This is a genomic window from Streptomyces sp. NBC_00377, assembly GCF_036075115.1.
Classification (GTDB): domain Bacteria; phylum Actinomycetota; class Actinomycetes; order Streptomycetales; family Streptomycetaceae; genus Streptomyces.
In genome coordinates this window covers 6,129,075-6,149,094 of sequence record NZ_CP107958.1, presented here as the reverse complement: position 1 = coordinate 6,149,094, position 20,020 = coordinate 6,129,075, and the positions used below count along the sequence as shown (strand labels likewise).

The window sequence follows — 20,020 nt, the reverse complement described above, 5'->3', positions numbered from 1 at the left end:
CCCGCCGCCCCTCGCCGTCCCCCGGCCGCCCCTCGCCGTCCCCCGGCCGTCCGGCGGCCCGCCCTTCGGCGTACTCAGTCACCCGCAGCCGTCCTCAGCGACCACTCGCAGCCGTTCCCGACCACCCTCAGCCGTTCCCGACCACCCTCAGAGCATGCAGAAACCATTAGTTAGCCGCACTATCGATGTGGGCGTACGATGGACCGCATGCCCGAGCTCAGCCCGCGCCGACGTCTCCTGGTCCTGGCGATCTGCTGTATGAGCCTGCTGATCGTGAGCCTCGACGTCACCGTCCTGAACGTCGCCCTGCCCGCGATGCAGAGCGACCTGCACGCCTCCACCGCCGGCCTTCAGTGGACGATCGACGCGTACACGCTCGTCCTGGCCATGCTGCTGATGCTCGCGGGATCGACCGCCGACCGGATCGGCCGCAAGAAGGTGTTCATGGCCGGTCTGGTCGTGTTCTCGGCCGGGTCGCTCCTGTGCTCGCTCGCCCCGGACCTGGAGCTGCTGATCGCGGCCCGGACGGTGCAGGCGGTCGGCGGCTCGATGCTGAACCCGGTCGCCATGTCGATCATCACCAACACGTTCACCGACCCGCGCGAACGGGCCCGGGCGATCGGGGTGTGGGGCGCGGTCGTGGGCATCTCGATGGCGGCGGGCCCTCTGCTGGGCGGACTGCTGGTGGAGTCGGTGGGCTGGCGCTCCATCTTCTGGATCAACCTGCCGGTCGGGCTCGCGGCCCTGCTGGCGACCCTGCGCTACGTCCCGGAGTCCCGGGCGCCGAAGGCCCGCCGCCCCGATCCGGTGGGGCAGCTGCTGGTCATCGTCCTCTTCGGCTCCCTGACGTACGCGATCATCGAGGCGCCGGAGGCGGGCGCCGCCACCAGCGGTCCCTTCGCCGCCGTCGCGCTCGCCGCGCTGCTGTGCCTGCTGCGGTACGAGCCCCGCCGCGCCGAGCCTCTCATCGACCTGCGGTTCTTCCGCTCGGCGCCGTTCAGCGGGGCGACGGTCGTCGCGATCAGCGCGTTCGCCGCGCTGGGCGGGTTCCTGTTCCTGTCGACGCTGTACCTGCAGAACGTGCGGGGGCTCGACGCCCTGCACGCAGGGCTGTGGATGCTGCCCATGGCCGTGCCGACGTTCCTGTGCGCCCCGCTGTCCGGCCGGCTGGTGGGCAGCCGCGGCCCGCGGCTGCCACTGGTGATCGCGGGCAGTGCCATGACGACCAGCGGACTGCTGTTCGCCGTCTTCGACGCGGAGACGTCCGACGTGACGCTGTTCCTCGGGTACGTCCTGTTCGGCATCGGCTTCGGCTTCGTGAACGCGCCGATCACGAACACGGCGGTGTCGGGCATGCCGCGCAGCCAGGCGGGGGTGGCGGCGGCGGTCGCCTCCACCAGCCGGCAGCTCGGCCAGACCCTGGGCGTCGCCGTGATCGGCGCGGTCCTGGCGGCGGGCGTGGGCGCCTCGTCGTACCGCGACACGTTCGCCTCCGCCTCCGTGCCCGGCTGGTGGATCCTCACCGGCTGCGGCGCGGTCGTCCTCGTCCTGGGCGCCGTGACCACGGGGCCGTGGGCACGGCGGACGGCGGAGCGGACCGCGCAGCGGCTGGAGGCGCCGGAGATCCGGGAGGCGACGGGCGTCAGCGCGTGACGACGCTCCGGGCGCTCCCCGCGGAAGGGGTGCGCCCGGAGCCGTCAGGGGCCGGTCCCTCCCCCGTCTCCTGGGCGAGCGCGAACGAGTACAGCTTCTCCAGCCGCTCCCGCGTCCGCGCGTCCGCCGGGGCGTACGTCACCATGCGCGCGCCGAGTTCCGGGCTCAGCCAGAGGTCGGTGTGGGTGAGGTCGAGGAGGCCGACGTGCGGGTTGCGGAACTGCTTGGTCTTGCTGCGGGTCGCGACGACCTCGTAGCGCTCCCAGTTCTCGCGGAACTCGGGGGACTCCGCCTGGAGCCGCTTGACCAGCATCTTCCAGGCGGGCTCGGTGAGGTGGCCGGCCATGGAGGCGCGAAGTTTCGCCGCCATCAGGCGCATGGTGTCGTCGAGGTGGACGACCGCCTCGCGCCACTGCGGGTCGGTGTGGACGAGGAGCATGCAGTTGCGGTCCTCGGGCGGGATCGCGTCGAGGTCGCACAGCAGATGGGCGTAGGTGCGGTTGTAGGCCAGGATGTCGTAGCGGCTGTTCTGGACGCAGGCGGGCAGCGGGTCGAGCTGGTCCAGCATGTCGCGTACGGCGTCGGTGACGCCGGTGCACGACGAGGCGGGGGTCGGGTCGGTCGCGGCGGCGAGCTGGAAGAGGTGGGCCCGTTCGCTCGGGTCGAGCAGCAGTGTGCGGGCGAGGGCGTCCAGGACCTGGACCGACACCTGGATGTCCCGGGACTGCTCCAGCCAGGTGTACCAGGTGACGCCCACCGCCGAGAGGTGGGCGACCTCCTCGCGGCGCAGCCCGGGAGTGCGGCGGCGCGTTCCACGCGGGAGACCCACCTGCTCGGGCGTGATCCGCTCGCGGCGACTGCGCAGGAAGGCGGCCAGCTCGTGGCGCCGGATCGCCGAGCCGCCGACCGCGCGGGCGTCGCGGACACCGCCGGGGTCGGGGACCGCCTGGACCGCGGCACGGTTGCCGAGGGGCTCGCGCGCGTGTGTTTCCTGGGCCATCGTCGTCATGCCTCCAGCGTGCGGCCGGCCGGACCCTGTTGCCAGGTACTCCTTCTACCAGGATAAGGAGCATCTGGTACCCGGTTGGGCATCGGCGCAGGCTCGGGAGCGTGACCGAAACCATCATCACCACCCCAGCCGCCGCCCGGAGGACCCCGGCGCCCCGTGCGCTCGGCCCGCTCGGGCTGTTCACCGTCCTGCTCGCCGCTGCGCTCCCCCTGATCGACTTCTTCATCGTCAACGTCGCCCTGCCCACCATGGGCCGGGACCTCGCGGCGAGCGAGTCCGTCCTCGAACTGGTCGTCGCGGGGTACGGGCTCGCGTACGCCGTGCTCCTCGTCCTGGGCGGGAGGCTCGGCGACCTGTTCGGCCGCCGCCGGCTCTTTCTGGGCGGCATGGCCGCCTTCGGCCTGACCTCACTGGCCTGCGGGCTCGCCCCCGACGCGTGGTCGCTGGTCGCGGCGCGGGTCGCGCAGGGCGCGTCGGCCGCCGCGATGGTCCCGCAGGTGCTCGCCACCATCCAGTCGTCCACCGAGGGACCCCGGCGCGCCAAGGCGATGAGCCTGTACGGCGCGACCGCCGGGCTGTCCATGGTGGCGGGCCAGATCCTGGGCGGCGTCCTGGTCGCCGCGGACCTCGCCGGCAGCGGTTGGCGGTCCGTGTTCCTGGTGAACGTGCCCGTCGTGGTCGTCGGTCTCGTCCTCGCCGTCCGTACCGTCCCGGAGACGCGTTCGCAGCACCCCGAGCCCGTGGACGGACCCGGCACCGTGCTCCTCGCCGCCGCCCTGCTGACGCTGCTCGCGCCGCTCACCGAGGGCCGGGCGGCCGGCTGGCCGCTGTGGACGTGGCTGTCGCTGGCCGCGTTCCCGCTGGTGGCGGGTGCCTTCCTCGCGGTGGAGCGGCGGGCCGACCGGCAGGGCCGTACCCCGCTGGTGCCGCCGAGCCTGTTCGCGCTCACCGGGCTGCGGCGCGGTCTGACGCTGATGGTGCCGTTCTCGATCGGCTTCAGCGGCTTCATGTTCGTCATCGCCGTGGCGCTCCAGAGCGGGGCGGGGCTGGGTCCGGTGCCCGCCGGTCTCGCGCTCGCGCCGATGGCCCTGGCGTTCTTCGTGGCCTCGCTGGCCGGGCCGCGGCTGGTCGCACGGTTCGGCGCCCGGGTGGTCACGGCGGGTTCGGTGCTCCAGGGCGTGGGTGTGGTCCTCCTCCTGCTGACGGTGCGCGCCGACTGGCCGGACGTCGGCTTCGTCGAACTTCTGCCGGGCGCGGCGGTCGCCGGTGCGGGGCAGGCCCTGCAACTGCCCGTCGTCATGCGCATCGTGATGTCGGAGGTGCCGCCGGCCCGCGCGGGCGTCGGCAGCGGTGTGATGGTCACCACCCAACAGGCGGCGCTGGCGCTGGGCGTGGCCACCCTCGGGACCCTGTTCCTCTCCCTGGTACCGGGGATGGGCATGCGGGACGCCCTGGTCACCACGCTGGCCGTGCAGTTGTGCGGGGTCGTCGTGACGGGACTGCTCAGCCTGCGGCTGCCGCGCAGGGTGGGGTGACCCCGGTCCCGCGTGCCGGGTGGGGGCACGGCCCTCGGTCGATTCGGGGACCCCGAAACCCCTGTTGATGTCGGTATTGCTGCACACTCCTTGCTGGCCGGACGACGGCCGGAAGGTGGGGAGTGGTGGAGAGCAACGCGAGCAAGGTGAGCCGCTGGGACCAGCACGGGCGCGAGCATGTCGTCAGGGTGCGGCGCACGGGAGTGCAGCGCACGATCAGGTGTGACACGTGCGGCTGGCGCGTGGGGGCGCAGTTCCTGCCCTGGCTGAAGGCGGCGGACCACCTCGCCGAGGCGCACCAGGCGACGGTGGATCCCACGGAGGGCCGCGAGCCGCGATGAGTTTCGGTCGCCCCGGCGGTCTCAGGGACGAAGAGAAGAGATCCCACCGGGAGGCCGGACCATGAGCGCTCTGCACGAGACCCTGCGGCGGTACCTCGACGACGGCACCGTACCCGGGGCGGTGGGCCTCGTGGCCCGCGGTGACGCGGTGGAGGTGGTGACCGCCGGTGCGCAGGACGCCGAGGGCGGTGTCCCGATGGACCGGGAGTCCCTCTTCCGGATCGCCTCGATCACCAAGCCGGTCACGGCGGCGGCGCTGATGATGCTGGTGGAGGAGGGGCGTGCGGGGCTGGACTCGCCGGTGGCCGAGTGGCTGCCCGAGCTGGCGGACCCCGTTGTGGTCCGTACGCCGGCCGCTCCCGTCGACGACGTGGTCCCGGCGGCCCGGCCGATCACGGTCGAGGACCTGCTGAGTTCCCGCCCCGGCTGGGGCTTCCCGTCCGATTTCACGCTCCCGGCGGTGCAGGCCCTGTTCGGCGTGCAGAGGGACGGCCGGGAGCCGCAGGCCTGTCCCGAGCCGGACGCCTGGCTGGCGGAGCTGGCCCGCGTCCCGCTGCTGCACCAGCCGGGCGAGGCGTGGCTGTACGGCACGGCGTCGGACCTCCAGGGCATCCTGATCGCCCGGGTGTCCGGCCGTCCGCTCCCCGAGTTCCTGGCGGAACGGATCTTCGAGCCGCTGGGCATGAAGGACACGGCGTTCGAGGTCCCGAAGGAGAAGCGGGACCGCTTCACCACCGCCTACCGTCCCGACGGCGCGGGCGCCCTGGAGGTGGCGGACACCCCGGACGGCCAGTGGAGCCGCGTACCGGCGTTCCCGTCGGGCGGCGGCGGACTGGCGTCCACGGCCGACGACTGGCTGGCGTTCGCCCGTCTGCTGCTGGACGGCGGTGAGGCGGGCGGGCGCAGGCTGCTCTCGCCGACGTCGGTGAGCCGTATGACGGCCAATCATCTGACGGCGCGGCAGCGGGAGTCGGGGGCGCTCTTCCTGGAGGGCCAGGGCTGGGGCTACGGCGGTTCGGTCGACGTCGGCCCCGTCGACCCCTGGAACGTCCCCGGGCGCTACGGCTGGGTCGGCGGCACGGGGACGACGGGACACATCGTCCCGCAGTCCGGCACGGTCACCCTTCTGCTCACCCAGGTGGCGATGGAGAACCCGGCGCCGACTCCGCTGATGCGGGACTTCTGGCGGTGCACGGCGGGAGCCTGAGGGTGCTCACCCACGCTCACCCCCGGCCCGGCGCCCCGCGTGTCCCGCCCCCTGCCCCGCCTGCCTCGCCCGCGTCGAGGTCGCCGACCAGGCCCCGCAGGACGGGTCCGTACTCGGGGTGGGCCAGGGCGTGGGCCAGTTGGGCGACCAGGTAGTCGGCCGGGTTGCCGGTGTCGTACCAGCGGCCCTCGATGACCTGGCCGTAGACCGCGCGGTCACGGGCGTAGGCGTTGATGGCGTCGGTCAGGTAGATCTCGCCGGTCCGGTGCTCGTACCAGCGGCGGGTCTGCTCGCGCAGTTCGTCGATGATGCCGGGGGTGATGACATAGCCGCCGATGGCCGCGTACGACGACGGCGCGAGGGCCGGCTCGGGTTTCTCGACGAGGCCGGTGATGCGCAGCGTCCCGTCGCCGAGATCCTCCTTGACGACGGGGACGCCGTAGCGCTGGGAGTCGGCGGGGTCCATCGGCAGCAGGGCGAGGACCGGGCAGCCGGTCTGCTCGTAGGCGCGGATCAGCTGCTGGGCGCGGGGTGTCCCGGCGACGAAGACGTCGTCGGGCCACAGGACCAGGACCGGTTCGTCGCCGAAGGACCGGGCGGCGTTGAGCACCGGGGTGCCGTTGCCGTACGGGCCGTGCTGGTCCAGGTAGGTGATGTGGCCCTGGCGGGCCAGCTCGGCCACCTCCTGGACGGCGTCCGCGTAGGCGTCCTTGCCGTCGGCGCGGAGCTGCTCGACCAGGGCGGGGTTGGGCCGGAAATGGTCCTGGATCAGGCTCTTGCCGCCGGAGACGACGATGGTGATGTCGGTGATGCCCGAGTCCACCAGCTCGCGCACGGTGTGCTCGATCACCGGCTTGTCGCCGACCGGGAGCATCTCCTTGGGAATCGCCTTGGTGAGGGGCAGCAGCCGGGAACCGAGCCCGGCTGCGGGGATCACGGCCCTGCGGATCGTCGGGGACATCAGACCCCCTTCAGGCCGCGCAGCACCAGGTCCACGAGGGCCCTGAAGTCGTCCTGCGCCCCCGGCCGCTCCCACACCCGGTGGTAGCCGGGATCGTGGAAGCGGCCGGTGGCGTGGAAGACGGCGGTGGCGGTGGTCTCCGGGTCGGCGGCCGTGAAGGCGCCGGACGCGACACCCGCCTCGATGATCCGGGTCAGCTGGCCGGTCAGGTCGGCGAGGTGCTCGTCGACCACCTCGCCGGTCTCCCCGGTGAGCACCATGTACGTGGCGAACAGCTCGGGGTCGTCGCCGGCCTTGCGGCGCTTGGCCTCGAAGAGCGCCGCGAGCCAGTCGCGCAGCCGGGCCTCCGGGGCGCGGGACTCGTCGGCGGTGATGGCGGACAGGCTCTCGGACGTACGGTCCAGCCACCGTTTCGTGACCGCCGCGCGCAGCGCCGCCTTGGTCCGGAAGTGCCGGTAGACGCTGCCGTGGCTGACGCCGAGCGCGCGGGCCACGTCGACCACGGTGGCCTTGGCCGGGCCGTGGCGGCGCAGCACGTCCTCGGTCGCCTCGAGGATGCGCTCGGCGGTCAGGGTCTCGGTGGTCGGTGACATGCTCAGACCGTACCCGGAGAGCGGGTCAGCGCTCGCTGTCGAGGTGGGCCATCGCGGCGGCCGCGTAGCGCTCACCGGCGGCCGCGTCGGCGGGGACGGCGTCCTCGATCGCGGCGAGGTCGGCGGCATCCAGTACGACGTCCAGCGCGCCCAGCGACTCCGCGAGCCGCTCCCTGGTCCGGGCGCCGACCAGGGGCACGATGTCCTCGCCCTGGGCCAGTACCCAGGCGATCGCGATCTGCGCGACGGAGACGCCCTTCTGTCCGGCGATCTTCCGCAGGGCCTCCACGAGGTTCAGGTTGTGCTGGAGGTTGTCGCCCTGGAAGCGGGGCGAGTGGGCCCGGAAGTCGTTCGCGGCGAGCTTGCGGTCGGCGGTGAAGTGCCCGGAGATCAGCCCGCGCGACAGCACGCCGTACGCCGTGACGGAGATCCCCAGTTCACGGGTGACCGGCAGGATCGACTTCTCGATGCCTCGCGAGATCAGGGCGTACTCGATCTGGAGGTCGGCGATCGGCGCGGTGGCGGCGGCCTTGCGGATGGTCTCGGCGCCGACTTCGCTGAGGCCGATGTGCCGGACGTACCCCTTCTCGACCAGCTCGGCGATCGCGCCGACCGTCTCCTCGATCGGCACGTCGGGGTCGAGCCGGGCGATGCGGTAGACGTCGATGTGGTCGACGCCCAGGCGCTGGAGGGAGTAGGCGGCGAAGTTCTTCACGGCTGCCGGGCGGCCGTCGTAGCCGCTCCAGCCGCCGTCCGGGTCGCGCAGGGCGCCGAACTTCACGCTGATCTGCGCCTGTTCGCGACGGGCGGCCGGAGCGGAGCGCAGGGCTTCGCCGATCAGCAGCTCGTTGTGGCCCATGCCGTAGAAGTCGCCGGTGTCCAGCAGGGTCACACCGGCCTCGAGGGCGGCGTGGATGGTCGCGATCCCCTCGGCCCGGTCCGCGCCGCCGTACAGCGCGGACATGCCCATACAGCCGAGGCCGAGGGCGGAGACCTGGGGACCGGTGGTGCCGAGGGAGCGGGTTCGCATCGTCATGCCCACCAGCTTGGCATGACAGATGACAGATTTCAACATCTGTTATCTGTTATTCGTCGACTCGCGTCCGCCGGTCCTCGATCACCGGCCCTCGACCACCGGCAGCCACCGGCCCTCAACCGCCGGTCCTCGGCGCCGGTCCTCAAGCGTTGGCCGCCGCCGCCGGCCGGCGGTCGTCGCGGACCGCCGTTCGCGACCGGCCGTCCGTCCGGTCGCCCGTCCGGTCGACGTGTCGGCCGTCGCGAGGACAATGGGAGATGTCGGTGCGCAGTCACCCGGGCGGCGCCTGCCACCGGCCGAGCGGCCCTCCGCGCCGCCATGGAGGCTGCCATGAGCATCCGCATCGCCACCTTCAACATGGAGAACCTCTTCCGCCGGCCCACGGCCTTCCGCATCGAGGATCCGGCGAAGCGCAGGGAGATCCTCGACGACTTCGCCGCACTGGTCGGTCTCCTCGACCTGCCGGTGTACACGGACGACGACAAGGCGAAGATCGCCGCTCTCATCGAGAAGCACCGGGCGTACGACCTCGACCCGAAGGACCCGCCGCCGATCTATGTGAACCAGTCTCGTCCGGGCAAGGACTCCGGGCTGTTCAAGCCGCCGGGTCCGGGGAAGCACCCCCGCATCGAGGTCACCGCCAAGGGCCGTGCCGCGTGGGCCGGTTGGGCCGAACTGAGTCAGGACGACCTCGACCTGGACACGGTGCGCAACACCGGCCGGGTGGTCTCGGAGGTCGACGCCGACATCCTGCTCACCGTGGAGGTCGAGGACCGCCTCGCCCTGGAGCGCTTCAACTCGCAGGTACTGGCCGGTGCTCTCGGCAGACGGCCGTACCCCTACGCCCTCCTCATCGACGGCAACGACAGCCGGGGCATCGACGTCGGCATCTTCAGCCGGTATCCGATCACGTCCTTGCGGACCCACCTCTTCGAGACCAACCCGGACCGTCCCGACCAGCGCCTGTTCAGCCGCGACTGCCCCGAGTTCGAGATCGGGCTCAACGGCACACCCCTGGTGATCCTCGGCAACCACCTGAAGAGCAAGTCCCATGACGACCCGGAGCTGCGGCTGGCCCAGGCGAAGCGCGTCGCGGAGATCTACCGGGCCACGCTGGAGCGCACCCCGCACGTCATCGTCGCCGGGGACCTCAACGACTTCCCCACCAGCGACTCGGCCGCGGCGCTGGAGGGCGCCGGACTCCGGGACGCGATGAGCCACCGGTCCTATCGCGGACTGCCCGGCACGTTCGGGGACTGCAAGGACGAGCGGGACAAGATCGACTACCTCCTGATGTCACCGGATGTGTGGCAGGAGGTGCAGCACGTCGGCCTGGAGACCCGGGGCATCTTCGCGGACGGCATCAAGTCCTTCGACACCGTGACCTCGAAGCTGAACGCGGCCTCCGACCACGCGGCGCTCTACGCGGACGTCGACCTGTAGGCCCTGGCAGGAGAACCACGAACGCCGGTGCCGGGCCCCTCGGAAGGGACCCGGCACCGGCGTTCGGCGGGAGGCGCGAAGAGGCGGGGCTCAGCAGCCGATCAGGCGGCCGGCGAGGTAGCCCTCGATCTGGTCGAGGGAGACCCGCTCCTGCTTCATCGAGTCACGCTCGCGGACGGTGACCGCGTTGTCGTCCAGGGTGTCGAAGTCGACGGTCACGCAGTACGGCGTGCCGATCTCGTCCTGGCGGCGGTAGCGGCGGCCGATGGCGCCGGCGTCGTCGAACTCGATGTTCCAGTTCTGGCGCAGCGCGGTGGCGAGGCCCTTGGCCTTGGGCGACAGCTCCGGGTTGCGGGACAGCGGCAGGACCGCGACCTTCACCGGGGCGAGGCGGTGGTCGAGGCGCAGGACCGTCCGCTTCTCCAGCTTGCCCTTGGCGTTCGGCGCCTCGTCCTCGATGTAGGCGTCGAGCAGGAAGGCCAGCATCGCGCGGCCGACACCGGCCGCGGGCTCGATGACGTACGGCGTCCAGCGCTCCTGGGCCTCCTGGTCGTAGTAGGAGAGGTCCTGGCCGGAGGCCTTGGCGTGGGCGGAGAGGTCGTAGTCGGTGCGGTTGGCGACACCCTCCAGCTCGCCCCACTCGTTGCCGCCGAACTGGAAGCGGTACTCGATGTCAGCGGTGCGCTTGGAGTAGTGGGAGAGCTTCTCCTTCGGGTGGTCGTACCACCGCATGTTCTCCTCGCGCAGGCCCAGGCCGGTGTACCAGTTCCAGCGCTGCTCCATCCAGTACTCCTGCCACTGCTCGTCCTCGCCCGGCTTGACGAAGAACTCCATCTCCATCTGCTCGAACTCGCGGGTGCGGAAGATGAAGTTGCCGGGCGTGATCTCGTTGCGGAAGGACTTGCCCATCTGCGCGATGCCGAACGGCGGCTTGCGGCGCGAAGTGGTCTGCACCTGGGCGAAGTTGGTGAAGATGCCCTGGGCGGTCTCGGGGCGCAGGTAGGCGATGGAGCCGGTGTCCTGCGTGGGACCGAGGTGGGTGGAGAGCAGACCCGAGAACTGCTTGGGCTCGGTGAACTGGCCCTTGTTGCCGCAGTTGGGGCAGTTCACGTCCGCCAGGCCGTTCTCCGGCAGGCGCTTGTGCTTGGCCTCGTACGCCTCTTCCAGGTGGTCCGCACGGAACCGCTTGTGGCAGGAGGTGCACTCGGTCAGCGGGTCGGAGAAAGTGGCGACGTGGCCGGAGGCCACCCAGACCTCGGGGGCCAGGATGACGGACGAGTCGAGACCCACCACGTCCTCGCGCGACGTCACCATGTAGCGCCACCACTGGCGCTTCAGGTTCTCCTTGAGCTCGACACCCAGGGGTCCGTAGTCCCAGGCGGCCTTCTGACCGCCGTAGATCTCACTACAGGGGAATACGAAGCCACGGCGCTTGCTCAGGCTGACGATGGTGTCGATCTTGTCGGCGGCCACGGTGCTCTCTTCATAACGACGACGGGCGACGAAGCGAGATGCGCTTCCAGAGAAGACTTCAGGGTACCGGCGGGGACTCCCCCTCGACCAAATCGGATCCCTGCCCAGACCCTTACCCAGCCGTCACCAGGGCTTGTTGACAACGGTTTCCATATTTGTTGAAAATGACTGTCATGAACGCACGACGACTCATATCCGGCACCGCGGTCGCGGCCGCCACCGCCCTCGGCCTCGGCACCCTCTCCGCCTGCTCCACCGACAGCGCGGCCGCGTCCGGCACGGACAAGTTCGACGTCGTCGCGTCGTTCTACCCGATGGCCTTCCTCGCCGAGCAGATAGGCGGGGACCATGTGCACGTCACCAGCCTGACCGAGCCCGGCCAGGAGCCGCACGACCTGGAGATCAGCGCCAAGCAGACCGCCGCGCTCCAGGAGTCCGACGCGGTGCTCTACCTCAAGAACCTCCAGCCCTCCGTCGACGACGCGGTGGCCCAGTCCGAGGTCAAGACCAAGATCGACGCGGCCTCCCTCACCACGCTGGAGAAGCACGGCAACGAGGTCGGCGGCCACGCGGCCGAGCACGACGACCACCAGAACGAGGAGCTGGCCGGCCTCGACCCGCACATCTGGCTCGACCCGGTGCGCTATTCCCAGGTCGCCCAGGGCGTCGGCAAGGCCTTCGAGAAGGCGGACCCGGACCACGCGGCCGACTACGAGAAGAACACCGCGGCCCTCGTGAAGAAGCTCGGCGCCCTGGACACGCAGTTCAAGGACGGGCTGGCGAACACCAGGACCAAGGTGTTCGTCACCACCCACGCCGCCTTCGGCTACCTCGCCGAGCGCTACGGCCTGACCGAGGAGGCCATCAACGGCCTCGACCCCGAGTCGGAGCCCAGCGCCGCCCGCGTGAAGGAGCTTGAGAAGATGGCCGAGGCCGACGGGGTCACCACCGTGTTCTACGAGACGCTCGTCAGCGACAAGACCGCGAAGACCATCGCCTCCGACGCGAACCTCAAGACCGACGTCCTCGACCCGATCGAGGGCATCACGGAGAAGTCCCGGGGCAAGGACTACTTCTCGGTCCAGGAGGCGAACCTCGAGGCGCTGCGGACAGCCCTGGGAACGAAGTGATCTTTACGGAGGGCGCCATGGACGCGAACGTCACCGACGCGAAGACCGTCATCTCCCTGCGCGGTGTCCGCGCGGAGCTGGGCTCGCGCCCGGTCCTGCGGGGCATCGACCTCACCGTGCGGCGCGGTGAGGTCGTCGCCCTGCTCGGCGCGAACGGCTCGGGAAAGTCCACCGCCGTACGCACCGTGATCGGCCAGGTCCCGGTCAGCGCCGGGGAGGTCGAACTGTTCGGCACCCCGCGGCGCCGCTTCCGGGACTGGGCGCGCGTCGGCTACGTACCGCAGCGCACCACGGCCGCCGGCGGGGTCCCGGCCACGGTGACCGAGGTCGTCTCGTCGGGCCGCCTCTCCCGCACCCGCTTCGGCGTCTTCCGCAAGGCCGACCGGGAGGCCGTGCGGCACGCCCTGGACCTCGTGGGCATGGCCGACCGCGCCAAGGACAACGTCGACGCGCTCTCCGGCGGCCAGCACCAGCGCGTCCTCATCGCCCGAGCGCTGGCCGCCGCACCCGAACTGCTGATCATGGACGAGCCGATGGCGGGCGTCGACCTGGCCAGCCAGGAGGTCCTGGCCCGGACCCTCGAGGCCCAGGTCGCGGCCGGTACGACGGTGCTGCTCGTCCTGCACGAACTGGGCCCGCTGGAGCCCCTGATCGACCGGGCGGTCGTCCTGCGGGACGGCTGCGTCCTGCACGACGGCCCGCCCACACCGGCCGTCGGCCAGCACGCGCTGCCCGGCCACGACCACGTACACCCGCACGCACCCGCGGGCGCCGAACCGATCCGCACGGGACTGCTGAGCTGATGGACCTCCTGAACTACGCCTTCATGCAGCGGGCGCTGCTGGCCGCCGTACTGGTCGGCATCACGGCCCCCGCCGTCGGCATCTACCTCGTCCAGCGCCGCCAGGCCCTCATGGGCGACGGCATCGGCCATGTCGCGATGACCGGCGTCGGCCTGGGCTTCCTGCTGTCCTGGTCCCCGGTGTGGATGGCCACGGCCGTCTCGGTCGTGGGCGCCGTGGCCATGGAACTGATCCGCTGGTACGGGAAGACCCGTGGCGACATCGCCCTCGCCATGCTCTTCTACGGCGGCATGGCCGGCGGCGTGATGTTCATCAACCTGGCCCCGACGGGCTCGAACGCCAACCTGACGTCGTACCTCTTCGGCTCGCTCTCGACCGTCTCCGAGTCGGACGTCACGGCGATCTGCCTGCTCGCGGCGTTCGTGGTCGCGGTCACCGTCGGACTGCGCCGCCAGCTCTTCGCGGTCAGCCAGGACGAGGAGTTCGCCCGGGTGACCGGCCTGCCCGTCCGCGCCCTGAACCTGCTCACGGCCGTCACGGCGGCGGTCACCGTCACGGTGGCGATGCGGGTGGTAGGCCTGCTGCTGGTGTCGGCCCTGATGGTGGTCCCGGTGGCCGCGGCCCAGCAGCTCAGCCGCAGCTTCGCCGCCACCTTCGCCGTCGCGGTGGCGATCGGCGTGACGGTGACCATCGGCGGCACGGTCACCTCCTACTACCAGGACGTCCCGCCCGGCGCGACGATCGTCCTGCTGACCATCGCCGCGTTCATCGCGCTGAGCGTGCTGGCCGCTCCCCTGGCCCGCCGCCGCGCCCGCGCACTGGCGGCGGGCCACCCCGACGGCGACCCGGCCGAGTGTGCGATTCCGGCCACCCGGGCATCGGAGGACGAGGTCGGCGTCTGACCCCGCACAGCCGGGGCTGGCACAATGGCCCGGCAAGCCGCAGACGTGAGGAGGCAACGGTGACAACCGCTGGACCGCCCGTGAAGGGCCGTTCCACCCGGCAGCGTGCCGCCGTCGCGGCGGCGCTCGACGAGGTCGACGAGTTCCGCAGCGCCCAGGATCTGCACGACATGCTCAAGCACAAGGGCGACTCGGTCGGCCTGACCACGGTCTACCGCACCCTCCAGTCCCTCGCCGACGCGGGGGAGGTCGACGTCCTGCGCACCTCGGACGGCGAGTCGGTGTACCGCCGGTGCTCCACCGGGGAGCACCACCACCACCTCGTCTGCCGCGTCTGCGGCAAGGCCGTGGAGGTCGAGGGACCCGCGGTGGAGACGTGGGCCGAGGCGATCGCCGCGGAGCACGGGTACGTCAATGTGGCCCACACGGTGGAGATCTTCGGCACGTGTTCCGACTGCGCGGGTGCCTCCGGCAGCTGAGCGGTGCGGGTCGGGTCGGGTGACCGGCTCCCGGGGGCTGCGCCCCCGGACCCCCCGTCGGCCCCGAACGGGCTTCCTCAGACGCCGGACGGCCTGTGAGTACGCGGCCGGCGCCGGGAACGGAGGCTACGAAGTGACCTCCGGGTCCTCGGACTTCCCCTCCATGGCCAGGAGTTCCTCGTTCGTGATCGCGCCGCCGAAACGGCGGTCCCGGGAAGCGAACTCGACGCACGCCCGCCACAGGTCACGGCGGTCGAAGTCCGGCCACAGCACGTCCTGGAAGACCAGCTCCGCGTAGGCGCTCTGCCAGAGCAGGTAGTTGGAGGTGCGCTGCTCGCCGCTCGGCCGCAGGAACAGGTCGACGTCCGGCATGTCCGGGTAGTAGAGATACTTCGCGAGGGTCTTCTCGGTGATCTTCGACGGGTCGAGGCGGCCCGCCTTGACGTCCTCGGCGAGCGCCTGGGCCGCGTCCGCGATCTCGGCCCGGCCGCCGTAGTTCATGCAGAAGTACAGGGTGAGACGGTCGTTGTCCTTGGTCTGCTCCTGGGCGACCTGGAGCTCCTTGGCGACCGACTTCCACAGCCTGGGCATCCGGCCCACCCAGCGCACCCGGATGCCGAGCTCGTCGAGCTGGTCGCGGGTCTTGCGGATGAAGTCGCGGTTGAAGTTCATCAGGAAGCGCACCTCGTCGGGCGAACGCTTCCAGTTCTCGGTCGAGAAGGCGTACAGCGAGATGTTGCGCACACCCATCTCGACCGCGCCCTGCAACACGTCGAGGACCTGTTCGGCGCCGACCTTGTGCCCTTCGGTGCGCGGCAGCCCGCGCTCCTTGGCCCAGCGGCCGTTGCCGTCCATGACGATGGCCACATGCTCGGGGACCAGCTCGCCCGGGAGCTTCGGCGGGCGCGCGCCGGAGGGGTGCGGCTCCGGCTTCCTGTACTCCCGACGCTGCCGCCCCAGGAACCCGCGTACGACCATGTGCCTCTCGTCTCCTCTGTCTGTCGTCTGTCTCTCGCTCGCCGCCGCGGCTTTCCGTCCGCCGGCTTTCGCCTGCGTGTCACCGCTGCGGCTGCTGCCTGCCCTGCTGCTTGCTCGTGCCTACTTCTCGACGTACCGCAGGGAGCGCAGCCCGCGCTCCAGGTGCCAGTGCAGATAGGCGGACACCAGCCCGCTGCCCTCCCGGACGTACCGCGGCTCGCACGCGTCCGCCGTCTCCCAGTCTCCCGTGAGCAGCGCGCCCAGCAGGAGCAGGGTCTGCGGCGAGGGTACGACGCTGCCGGCCACCCGGCAGTCGACGCAGACGGAGCCGCCGGCCGCGACGGAGAAGAACCGGTTGGGGCCCGGCATCCCGCACCTGGCGCAGTCGCCGAAGCTGGGGGCGTATCCGTTGACGGCCAGCGACCGCAGCAGGAACGCGTCGAGGACGAGGTGGGGGGCGTGCTCACCGCGGGCCAGGGTCCGCAGCGCCCCGACGAGCAGCAGGTACTGCTGGACGGCCGGTTCGCCCTCGTGGTCGGTGAACCGCTCGGCGGTCTCCAGCATGGCCGTACCGGCGGTGTAGCGGGCGTAGTCGGTCACGATCCCGCCGCCGTACGGAGCGATGATCTCGCTCTGCGTGCACAGCGGCAGCCCGCGGCCGACCAGTTCGCTGCTGCCCCGCGCGAAGAACTGCACGTCGACATGGGAGAAGGGTTCGAGGCGGGCTCCGAACTTGGACTTCGTCCGGCGCACCCCGCGCGCCACGGCCCGCACCCGTCCGTGCCCGCGCGTCAGCAGCGTGATGATGCGGTCGGCCTCGCCGAGCTTCTGGGTGCGCAGGACGATGCCGTCGTCCCGGAAGAGACTCATCGGACACCGCCGGGAGCGGCGGCGGGCCGGGGGTGCCGACGGCCGCCGCGTCGCCGTGAGCGGACGCCGTGCCCCGCGCGCGACCGCGTCGCACCGCGCTCCGCCGCACCCGGCTGCCGGGTGCGGGACACGATGGCGTCGTCGCGGAACTGGCTCATGCGCCCATTCTCGCCTACGCCGCGGGGGCGGTGTGCCCGACCGCCGGTGCCGCGACCGGAAAGGTCTGCCGGGAAGCTCGCGGTGTCCGGTGATGGGGGCACCTCCCACGCCGTTCAGGCGGTGGGGGAGCATCGCAAGGCGGACCATCGCCCGCGTACCGGATGTACTCGGGTGAGGCGACAACGCGGCGTGGGGGCACTCCCCCGGCCGACGGGTGGGGGAGTGCCATGCCGGGCGTCGCGAGCCGGTGAACCCTTCCGGTCACGGCACTAGGATCCCCCGGATGGCACGACGGGCGCTGGGGCGCGACTTCGGGTGGCTGTGGGCCGCGTACGCGGTCAGCGGTTACGGGACCTACCTGGCGTTCAACGCGTTTCCGATGATCGCCGTACTGGTGCTGCACGCGGGACCGTCCGAGGTGGCGGCGCTGGCCGCGGTGGGGCCGGCGGTGGGGGCGCTGCTGGCGGTGCCGCTCGGCCCGTGGGTGGAGTTCCGCCGCAAGCGGCCCGTGATGATCGCGGCGGACCTGGCGCGGTGCGCGGCCATGCTGAGCGTCCCGGCGGCCTACGCGGTCGGCCGGCTCGGACTCGTGCAGCTGCTGCTGGTGTCGATGGTCGTGGCGGCGGCCGACATCTCGTTCACGGCGGCGAGCGGCGCGTTCCTGAAGTCGCTGCTGCCGCCGGAGGACCTGCTCACCGCGAACGGCCGGTTCGAGTCGACGACCTGGACGACGACCATGCTGGGACTGCCGCTCGGCGGCGCCCTGATCGGTCTGTTCGGGCCGATCCTGACGGTCACGGCGGACGCGGTCAGCTACCTCCTCTCGGCGGCGGGCCTGTACGCGATCCGCAGGCGGGAGCGGCAGCCCGTCCGCAAGGACCCCTCCCGCCGGCTCACCGCAGGGGACCTGCTCGCGGGCTGGCGCCACCTCCTGGCCCATCCGTCCCTGCGACCCCTGTTCCTCAACACAGCGCTGGTCAACGGCCTGATCATGGCCGGATCGCCCCCGCTGGCCGTGCTGATGCTGGGCCCGCTGGGCTTCGCGCCCTGGCAGTACGCGCTGGGTTTCGCCCTGCCCTGCGTCGGCGGCCTCATCGGCTCGCGGCTGGCTCCGCGCGCGGTGTCCCGGTACGGACGGCGCCGGGTGCTGCGCACCGTGGGGACGCTGCGGGTGTGCTGGCCGCTGGGGCTGGCCTTCGTCGGGCCGGGCACGGGCGGGCTGGTGCTCGTCATGGTCGTGGAGCTGGGCCTGATCACCTGCATCGGGCTGTACAACCCGGTCATGGCGACCGTCCGTCTCGAGCTGACTCCGACGGACCGGGTAGCCCGGATGCTGTCGGCGTGGTCGGTGGGCACCAAGGCGGCCGTCGCGACCCTCACGGCCCTGTGGGGCGTCCTCGCGACCCTCACCGGCCCCCGCACCGCCCTCGCCGTCGCGGGCGTCCTGCTGCTGGCGACACCGCCGCTGTTGCTGCGCGCGACCCGGGACGGCGCAACCAGCGGGAGCGCGGCGACGTCCGTGACAGAGGAGACCATGATCCCCGAAGGACGGAGAGAACGATCTTAGGCTCGCACCTTTCCCGCAGCTCCTCCCCCAGCCCTTCCCGCCGCACGGTCCTGACGGCCGGCGCGGCCGCGACCGCCGCCGCCCTCCTCACCGCGGTCCCCGCGCACGCCACCAGCGGCTCCAACTCCACCCCCACCTCGGTGGCCGCCCGGCTGCGTGACCTCGAAGCCCGCCACGGCGCCCGGCTCGGGGTGTTCGCCCGCAATCTGCGCACCGGCCGTTCGGTCCGCCACCGCGCCGACGAACGCTTCCCGGTCTGCTCCCTGTTCAAGCCGCTTGCGGTGGCGGCCGTGCTGCGGGACCTGCCCCCGGGGACACCGGACCGCCGTCTCCACTGGACGTCGGCGGACGTGGTGGAGAACTCCCCGGTCACCAAGGACCATGTGGCCGACGGCATGACGATCGCCGAGTTGTCCGCGGCGGCCGTCCAGCGCAGCGACAACACCGCCGGCAACCTGCTCCTGCGCGAGCTGGGCGGCCCGGCCGCGATCACCCGCTTCGCCCGCTCGGTGGGCGACCGCGTCACGCGCCTCGACCGCTGGGAGCCGGACCTCAACTCGGCCGAGCCGGACCGGGTCACGGACACCACGACCCCGTACGCCATCGGCCGCACCTACGCCCGCCTCGTCCTCGGTGACGCGCTGGCCCGTGCCGACCGCCGGCGTCTGACCGACTGGATGCTCGGCACCGTCACCAGCGCCGACCGCTTCCGCGCGGGGCTCCCCCCGACCTGGACGATCGCCGACAAGACCGGCGGCGGCTGGTACGGCGCCAACAACGACGCCGGCATCGCCTGGACCCCGGACGGCGCCCCCGTCGTCCTCGCGGTCCAGCTCGTCAAGCCGGACCGCGGGGCGGCCTACGACAGCGAACTGATCGTGGAGACGGCGGGGGTGCTGGCGGAGGTACTGGGCTAGGCCCTGTTCCGGACGCTGTCGGGGGTGCCGTTCGGCGAGGTGCCCGCGGCGGCGGCCTCCCACAGCTGGTCGAACCGGCGGATCAGGGGCTGCACCTCGTCGGCCCGGGCGTTCACCGTGGTCGAGGTGTTCACACTCAGCTGGTCGGCGTGGATCTCGTACGACAGCACACCGTCGAAGACGATGCAGTCGATCATCTTGCCGCGGCGCAGGAAGAGCGGGAGCTGTTCCAGGGCCACCACCTGGACCTGGATGCCCATCTCCCGCTGCTCCGCGCAGATCGGTTCCAGGGCGGCCAGTTCCTCGGGCCGCTTCACGATGAAGAGGCGCCGGACCGAGAGCCGCCGTTCGAGGATCGCCTCGCGCTGGGCGGTCAGATAGCGTCCCGCCGGTTCGGTGTTCCAGAACCCGTCGTCGACGACGGTGGTGCTGATGGCGTCGATGCTCGTTCTGGCGCACTTGGTGAGGGTCAGGAGCCAGTCGTGGTTCTCCCCCGCGCACTCGGCGCTGAGGTTGGTGAAGTCCTCCATCTGTGCGGCGAGCCGGTCGATCTCCGCGTGTGCGAACTCGTGCAGGATGTCGGGCCCCATGGAGACGACCTTCGTGGCGTGCTCGGCGAGCCGGGGCACGCCGTCGCCGCGCAGCCGCTCCACCTCGGTGAAAAGCTTCGTCGCCTCGCCTATGTCGGCGAACCGCTTGTCCACCGACTCCCTCAGATCGCCCAGTTGGGTCACGAACGACGCCAGGAACTGCACGATCAGCACGATGCCACCGCACAGCACGGACAGCACGAGCTGCCACGGGCCGTCCTCGTCGGAGGGCCCGACGACATTGGTGAGCAGGTAGACGACGCCACCCGCCACCACGGTGATCAGGATCTTCTGCGTCACATGTCTGGCGCCCTCGCCTTCTCGGATCCGGTCGCCCCGGAAGTACGAGTTCGTCGGTGCATGCATCTCTCTTT

At 71.6% G+C, this 20,020-nt stretch carries 20 protein-coding genes; 11 read left to right on the top strand and 9 right to left on the bottom strand.

Annotated features, from left to right (window positions below; genetic code table 11):
• The first annotated feature begins 207 nt into the window (after positions 1 to 207).
• A complete protein-coding gene (locus OHS71_RS27365; protein ID WP_328481982.1) occupies positions 208 to 1,653 on the top strand; it encodes an MFS transporter in 1,446 nt (481 codons plus the stop codon).
• On the opposite strand, the gene OHS71_RS27360 is transcribed toward OHS71_RS27365, so the two are convergent.
• Positions 1,643 to 2,662, bottom strand: a complete 1,020-nt coding sequence (locus OHS71_RS27360) for a helix-turn-helix transcriptional regulator (protein ID WP_328481981.1) — start codon at positions 2,660 to 2,662, stop codon at positions 1,643 to 1,645. The two genes, OHS71_RS27365 and OHS71_RS27360, sit on opposite strands and share 11 nt — an antisense overlap.
• A 101-nt stretch (positions 2,663 to 2,763) precedes the next feature.
• Between OHS71_RS27360 and OHS71_RS27355 the strand changes: the two genes are divergently transcribed.
• From OHS71_RS27355 to OHS71_RS27345, 3 genes are all read left to right on the top strand, one after another.
• Positions 2,764 to 4,197 carry an MFS transporter gene (locus OHS71_RS27355; protein WP_328481980.1) on the top strand — a complete coding sequence of 478 codons (1,434 nt, stop codon included), beginning with the start codon at positions 2,764 to 2,766 and terminating at the stop codon, positions 4,195 to 4,197.
• Positions 4,198 to 4,319: 122 nt separating this feature from the next.
• On the top strand, positions 4,320 to 4,538 hold the full coding sequence (locus tag OHS71_RS27350; protein WP_328481979.1) for a hypothetical protein: 219 nt from the start codon (positions 4,320 to 4,322) through the stop codon (positions 4,536 to 4,538).
• A gap of 61 nt (positions 4,539 to 4,599) precedes the next feature.
• On the top strand, positions 4,600 to 5,745 hold the full coding sequence (locus tag OHS71_RS27345; RefSeq protein WP_328481978.1) for a serine hydrolase domain-containing protein: 1,146 nt from the start codon (positions 4,600 to 4,602) through the stop codon (positions 5,743 to 5,745).
• Between the two features lie 16 nt (positions 5,746 to 5,761).
• On the opposite strand, the gene OHS71_RS27340 is transcribed toward OHS71_RS27345, so the two are convergent.
• The 3 genes from OHS71_RS27340 to OHS71_RS27330 are packed head-to-tail and all read right to left on the bottom strand — an operon-like array spanning position 5,762 to position 8,335.
• Positions 5,762 to 6,706 (bottom strand): UTP--glucose-1-phosphate uridylyltransferase, encoded by a 945-nt coding sequence (locus tag OHS71_RS27340; protein WP_328481977.1) that lies wholly within the window; start codon positions 6,704 to 6,706, stop codon positions 5,762 to 5,764.
• Complete coding sequence (locus OHS71_RS27335) at positions 6,706 to 7,299, bottom strand: TetR family transcriptional regulator (RefSeq protein ID WP_328481976.1); 594 nt, start codon at positions 7,297 to 7,299, stop codon at positions 6,706 to 6,708. Before OHS71_RS27335 ends, OHS71_RS27340 begins: the two co-directional genes overlap by 1 nt.
• Positions 7,300 to 7,324: 25 nt before the next feature.
• Entirely contained in the window at positions 7,325 to 8,335 is a 1,011-nt protein-coding gene (locus OHS71_RS27330; RefSeq protein WP_328481975.1) for an aldo/keto reductase, read from the bottom strand.
• 330 nt (positions 8,336 to 8,665) lie between these two features.
• On the opposite strand from OHS71_RS27330, the gene OHS71_RS27325 reads away from it, so the two are divergent.
• Positions 8,666 to 9,778, top strand: coding sequence for an endonuclease/exonuclease/phosphatase family protein (locus OHS71_RS27325; protein ID WP_328481974.1), 1,113 nt, complete (start codon positions 8,666 to 8,668; stop codon positions 9,776 to 9,778).
• Positions 9,779 to 9,868: 90 nt separating this feature from the next.
• Here the strand turns inward: OHS71_RS27325 and OHS71_RS27320 are convergent, their stop codons facing one another.
• Entirely contained in the window at positions 9,869 to 11,251 is a 1,383-nt protein-coding gene (locus OHS71_RS27320; RefSeq protein ID WP_328481973.1) for a glycine--tRNA ligase, read from the bottom strand.
• A gap of 173 nt (positions 11,252 to 11,424) precedes the next feature.
• Here OHS71_RS27320 and OHS71_RS27315 point away from each other — a divergent pair, with 173 nt between their 5' ends.
• The 4 genes from OHS71_RS27315 to OHS71_RS27300 are packed head-to-tail and all read left to right on the top strand — an operon-like array spanning position 11,425 to position 14,565.
• Positions 11,425 to 12,381 (top strand): metal ABC transporter substrate-binding protein, encoded by a 957-nt coding sequence (locus OHS71_RS27315; protein WP_328481972.1) that lies wholly within the window; start codon positions 11,425 to 11,427, stop codon positions 12,379 to 12,381.
• Positions 12,382 to 12,398: 17 nt separating this feature from the next.
• Positions 12,399 to 13,184 (top strand): metal ABC transporter ATP-binding protein, encoded by a 786-nt coding sequence (locus OHS71_RS27310; RefSeq protein ID WP_328481971.1) that lies wholly within the window; start codon positions 12,399 to 12,401, stop codon positions 13,182 to 13,184.
• Positions 13,184 to 14,086 (top strand): metal ABC transporter permease, encoded by a 903-nt coding sequence (locus tag OHS71_RS27305; RefSeq protein WP_328481970.1) that lies wholly within the window; start codon positions 13,184 to 13,186, stop codon positions 14,084 to 14,086. Before OHS71_RS27310 ends, OHS71_RS27305 begins: the two co-directional genes overlap by 1 nt.
• 59 nt (positions 14,087 to 14,145) lie before the next feature.
• On the top strand, positions 14,146 to 14,565 hold the full coding sequence (locus tag OHS71_RS27300; RefSeq protein WP_328481969.1) for a Fur family transcriptional regulator: 420 nt from the start codon (positions 14,146 to 14,148) through the stop codon (positions 14,563 to 14,565).
• A gap of 126 nt (positions 14,566 to 14,691) precedes the next feature.
• On the opposite strand, the gene OHS71_RS27295 is transcribed toward OHS71_RS27300, so the two are convergent.
• The 3 genes from OHS71_RS27295 to OHS71_RS27285 all read right to left on the bottom strand — a co-directional run bounded on the left by OHS71_RS27295 (position 14,692) and on the right by OHS71_RS27285 (position 16,571).
• Positions 14,692 to 15,543 (bottom strand): isoprenyl transferase, encoded by an 852-nt coding sequence (locus tag OHS71_RS27295; RefSeq protein ID WP_328481968.1) that lies wholly within the window; start codon positions 15,541 to 15,543, stop codon positions 14,692 to 14,694.
• A gap of 120 nt (positions 15,544 to 15,663) precedes the next feature.
• Positions 15,664 to 16,413: a DNA repair protein RecO gene (gene recO / locus OHS71_RS27290; RefSeq protein WP_328481967.1), complete on the bottom strand. Its 750-nt coding sequence runs from the start codon at positions 16,411 to 16,413 to the stop codon at positions 15,664 to 15,666.
• Positions 16,410 to 16,571, bottom strand: coding sequence for a hypothetical protein (locus tag OHS71_RS27285; RefSeq protein WP_328481966.1), 162 nt, complete (start codon positions 16,569 to 16,571; stop codon positions 16,410 to 16,412). The genes recO and OHS71_RS27285 overlap by 4 nt, the downstream gene beginning before the upstream one ends.
• Before the next feature lie 284 nt (positions 16,572 to 16,855).
• Between OHS71_RS27285 and OHS71_RS27280 the strand changes: the two genes are divergently transcribed.
• Positions 16,856 to 18,139: an MFS transporter gene (locus OHS71_RS27280; RefSeq protein ID WP_328481965.1), complete on the top strand. Its 1,284-nt coding sequence runs from the start codon at positions 16,856 to 16,858 to the stop codon at positions 18,137 to 18,139.
• Entirely contained in the window at positions 18,133 to 19,056 is a 924-nt protein-coding gene (gene bla / locus OHS71_RS27275) for a class A beta-lactamase (protein WP_328484658.1), read from the top strand. Before OHS71_RS27280 ends, bla begins: the two co-directional genes overlap by 7 nt.
• Here the strand turns inward: bla and OHS71_RS27270 are convergent.
• Positions 19,053 to 20,012 (bottom strand): hypothetical protein, encoded by a 960-nt coding sequence (locus OHS71_RS27270; protein WP_328481964.1) that lies wholly within the window; start codon positions 20,010 to 20,012, stop codon positions 19,053 to 19,055. The two genes, bla and OHS71_RS27270, sit on opposite strands and share 4 nt — an antisense overlap.
• Positions 20,013 to 20,020: the final 8 nt, after the last annotated feature.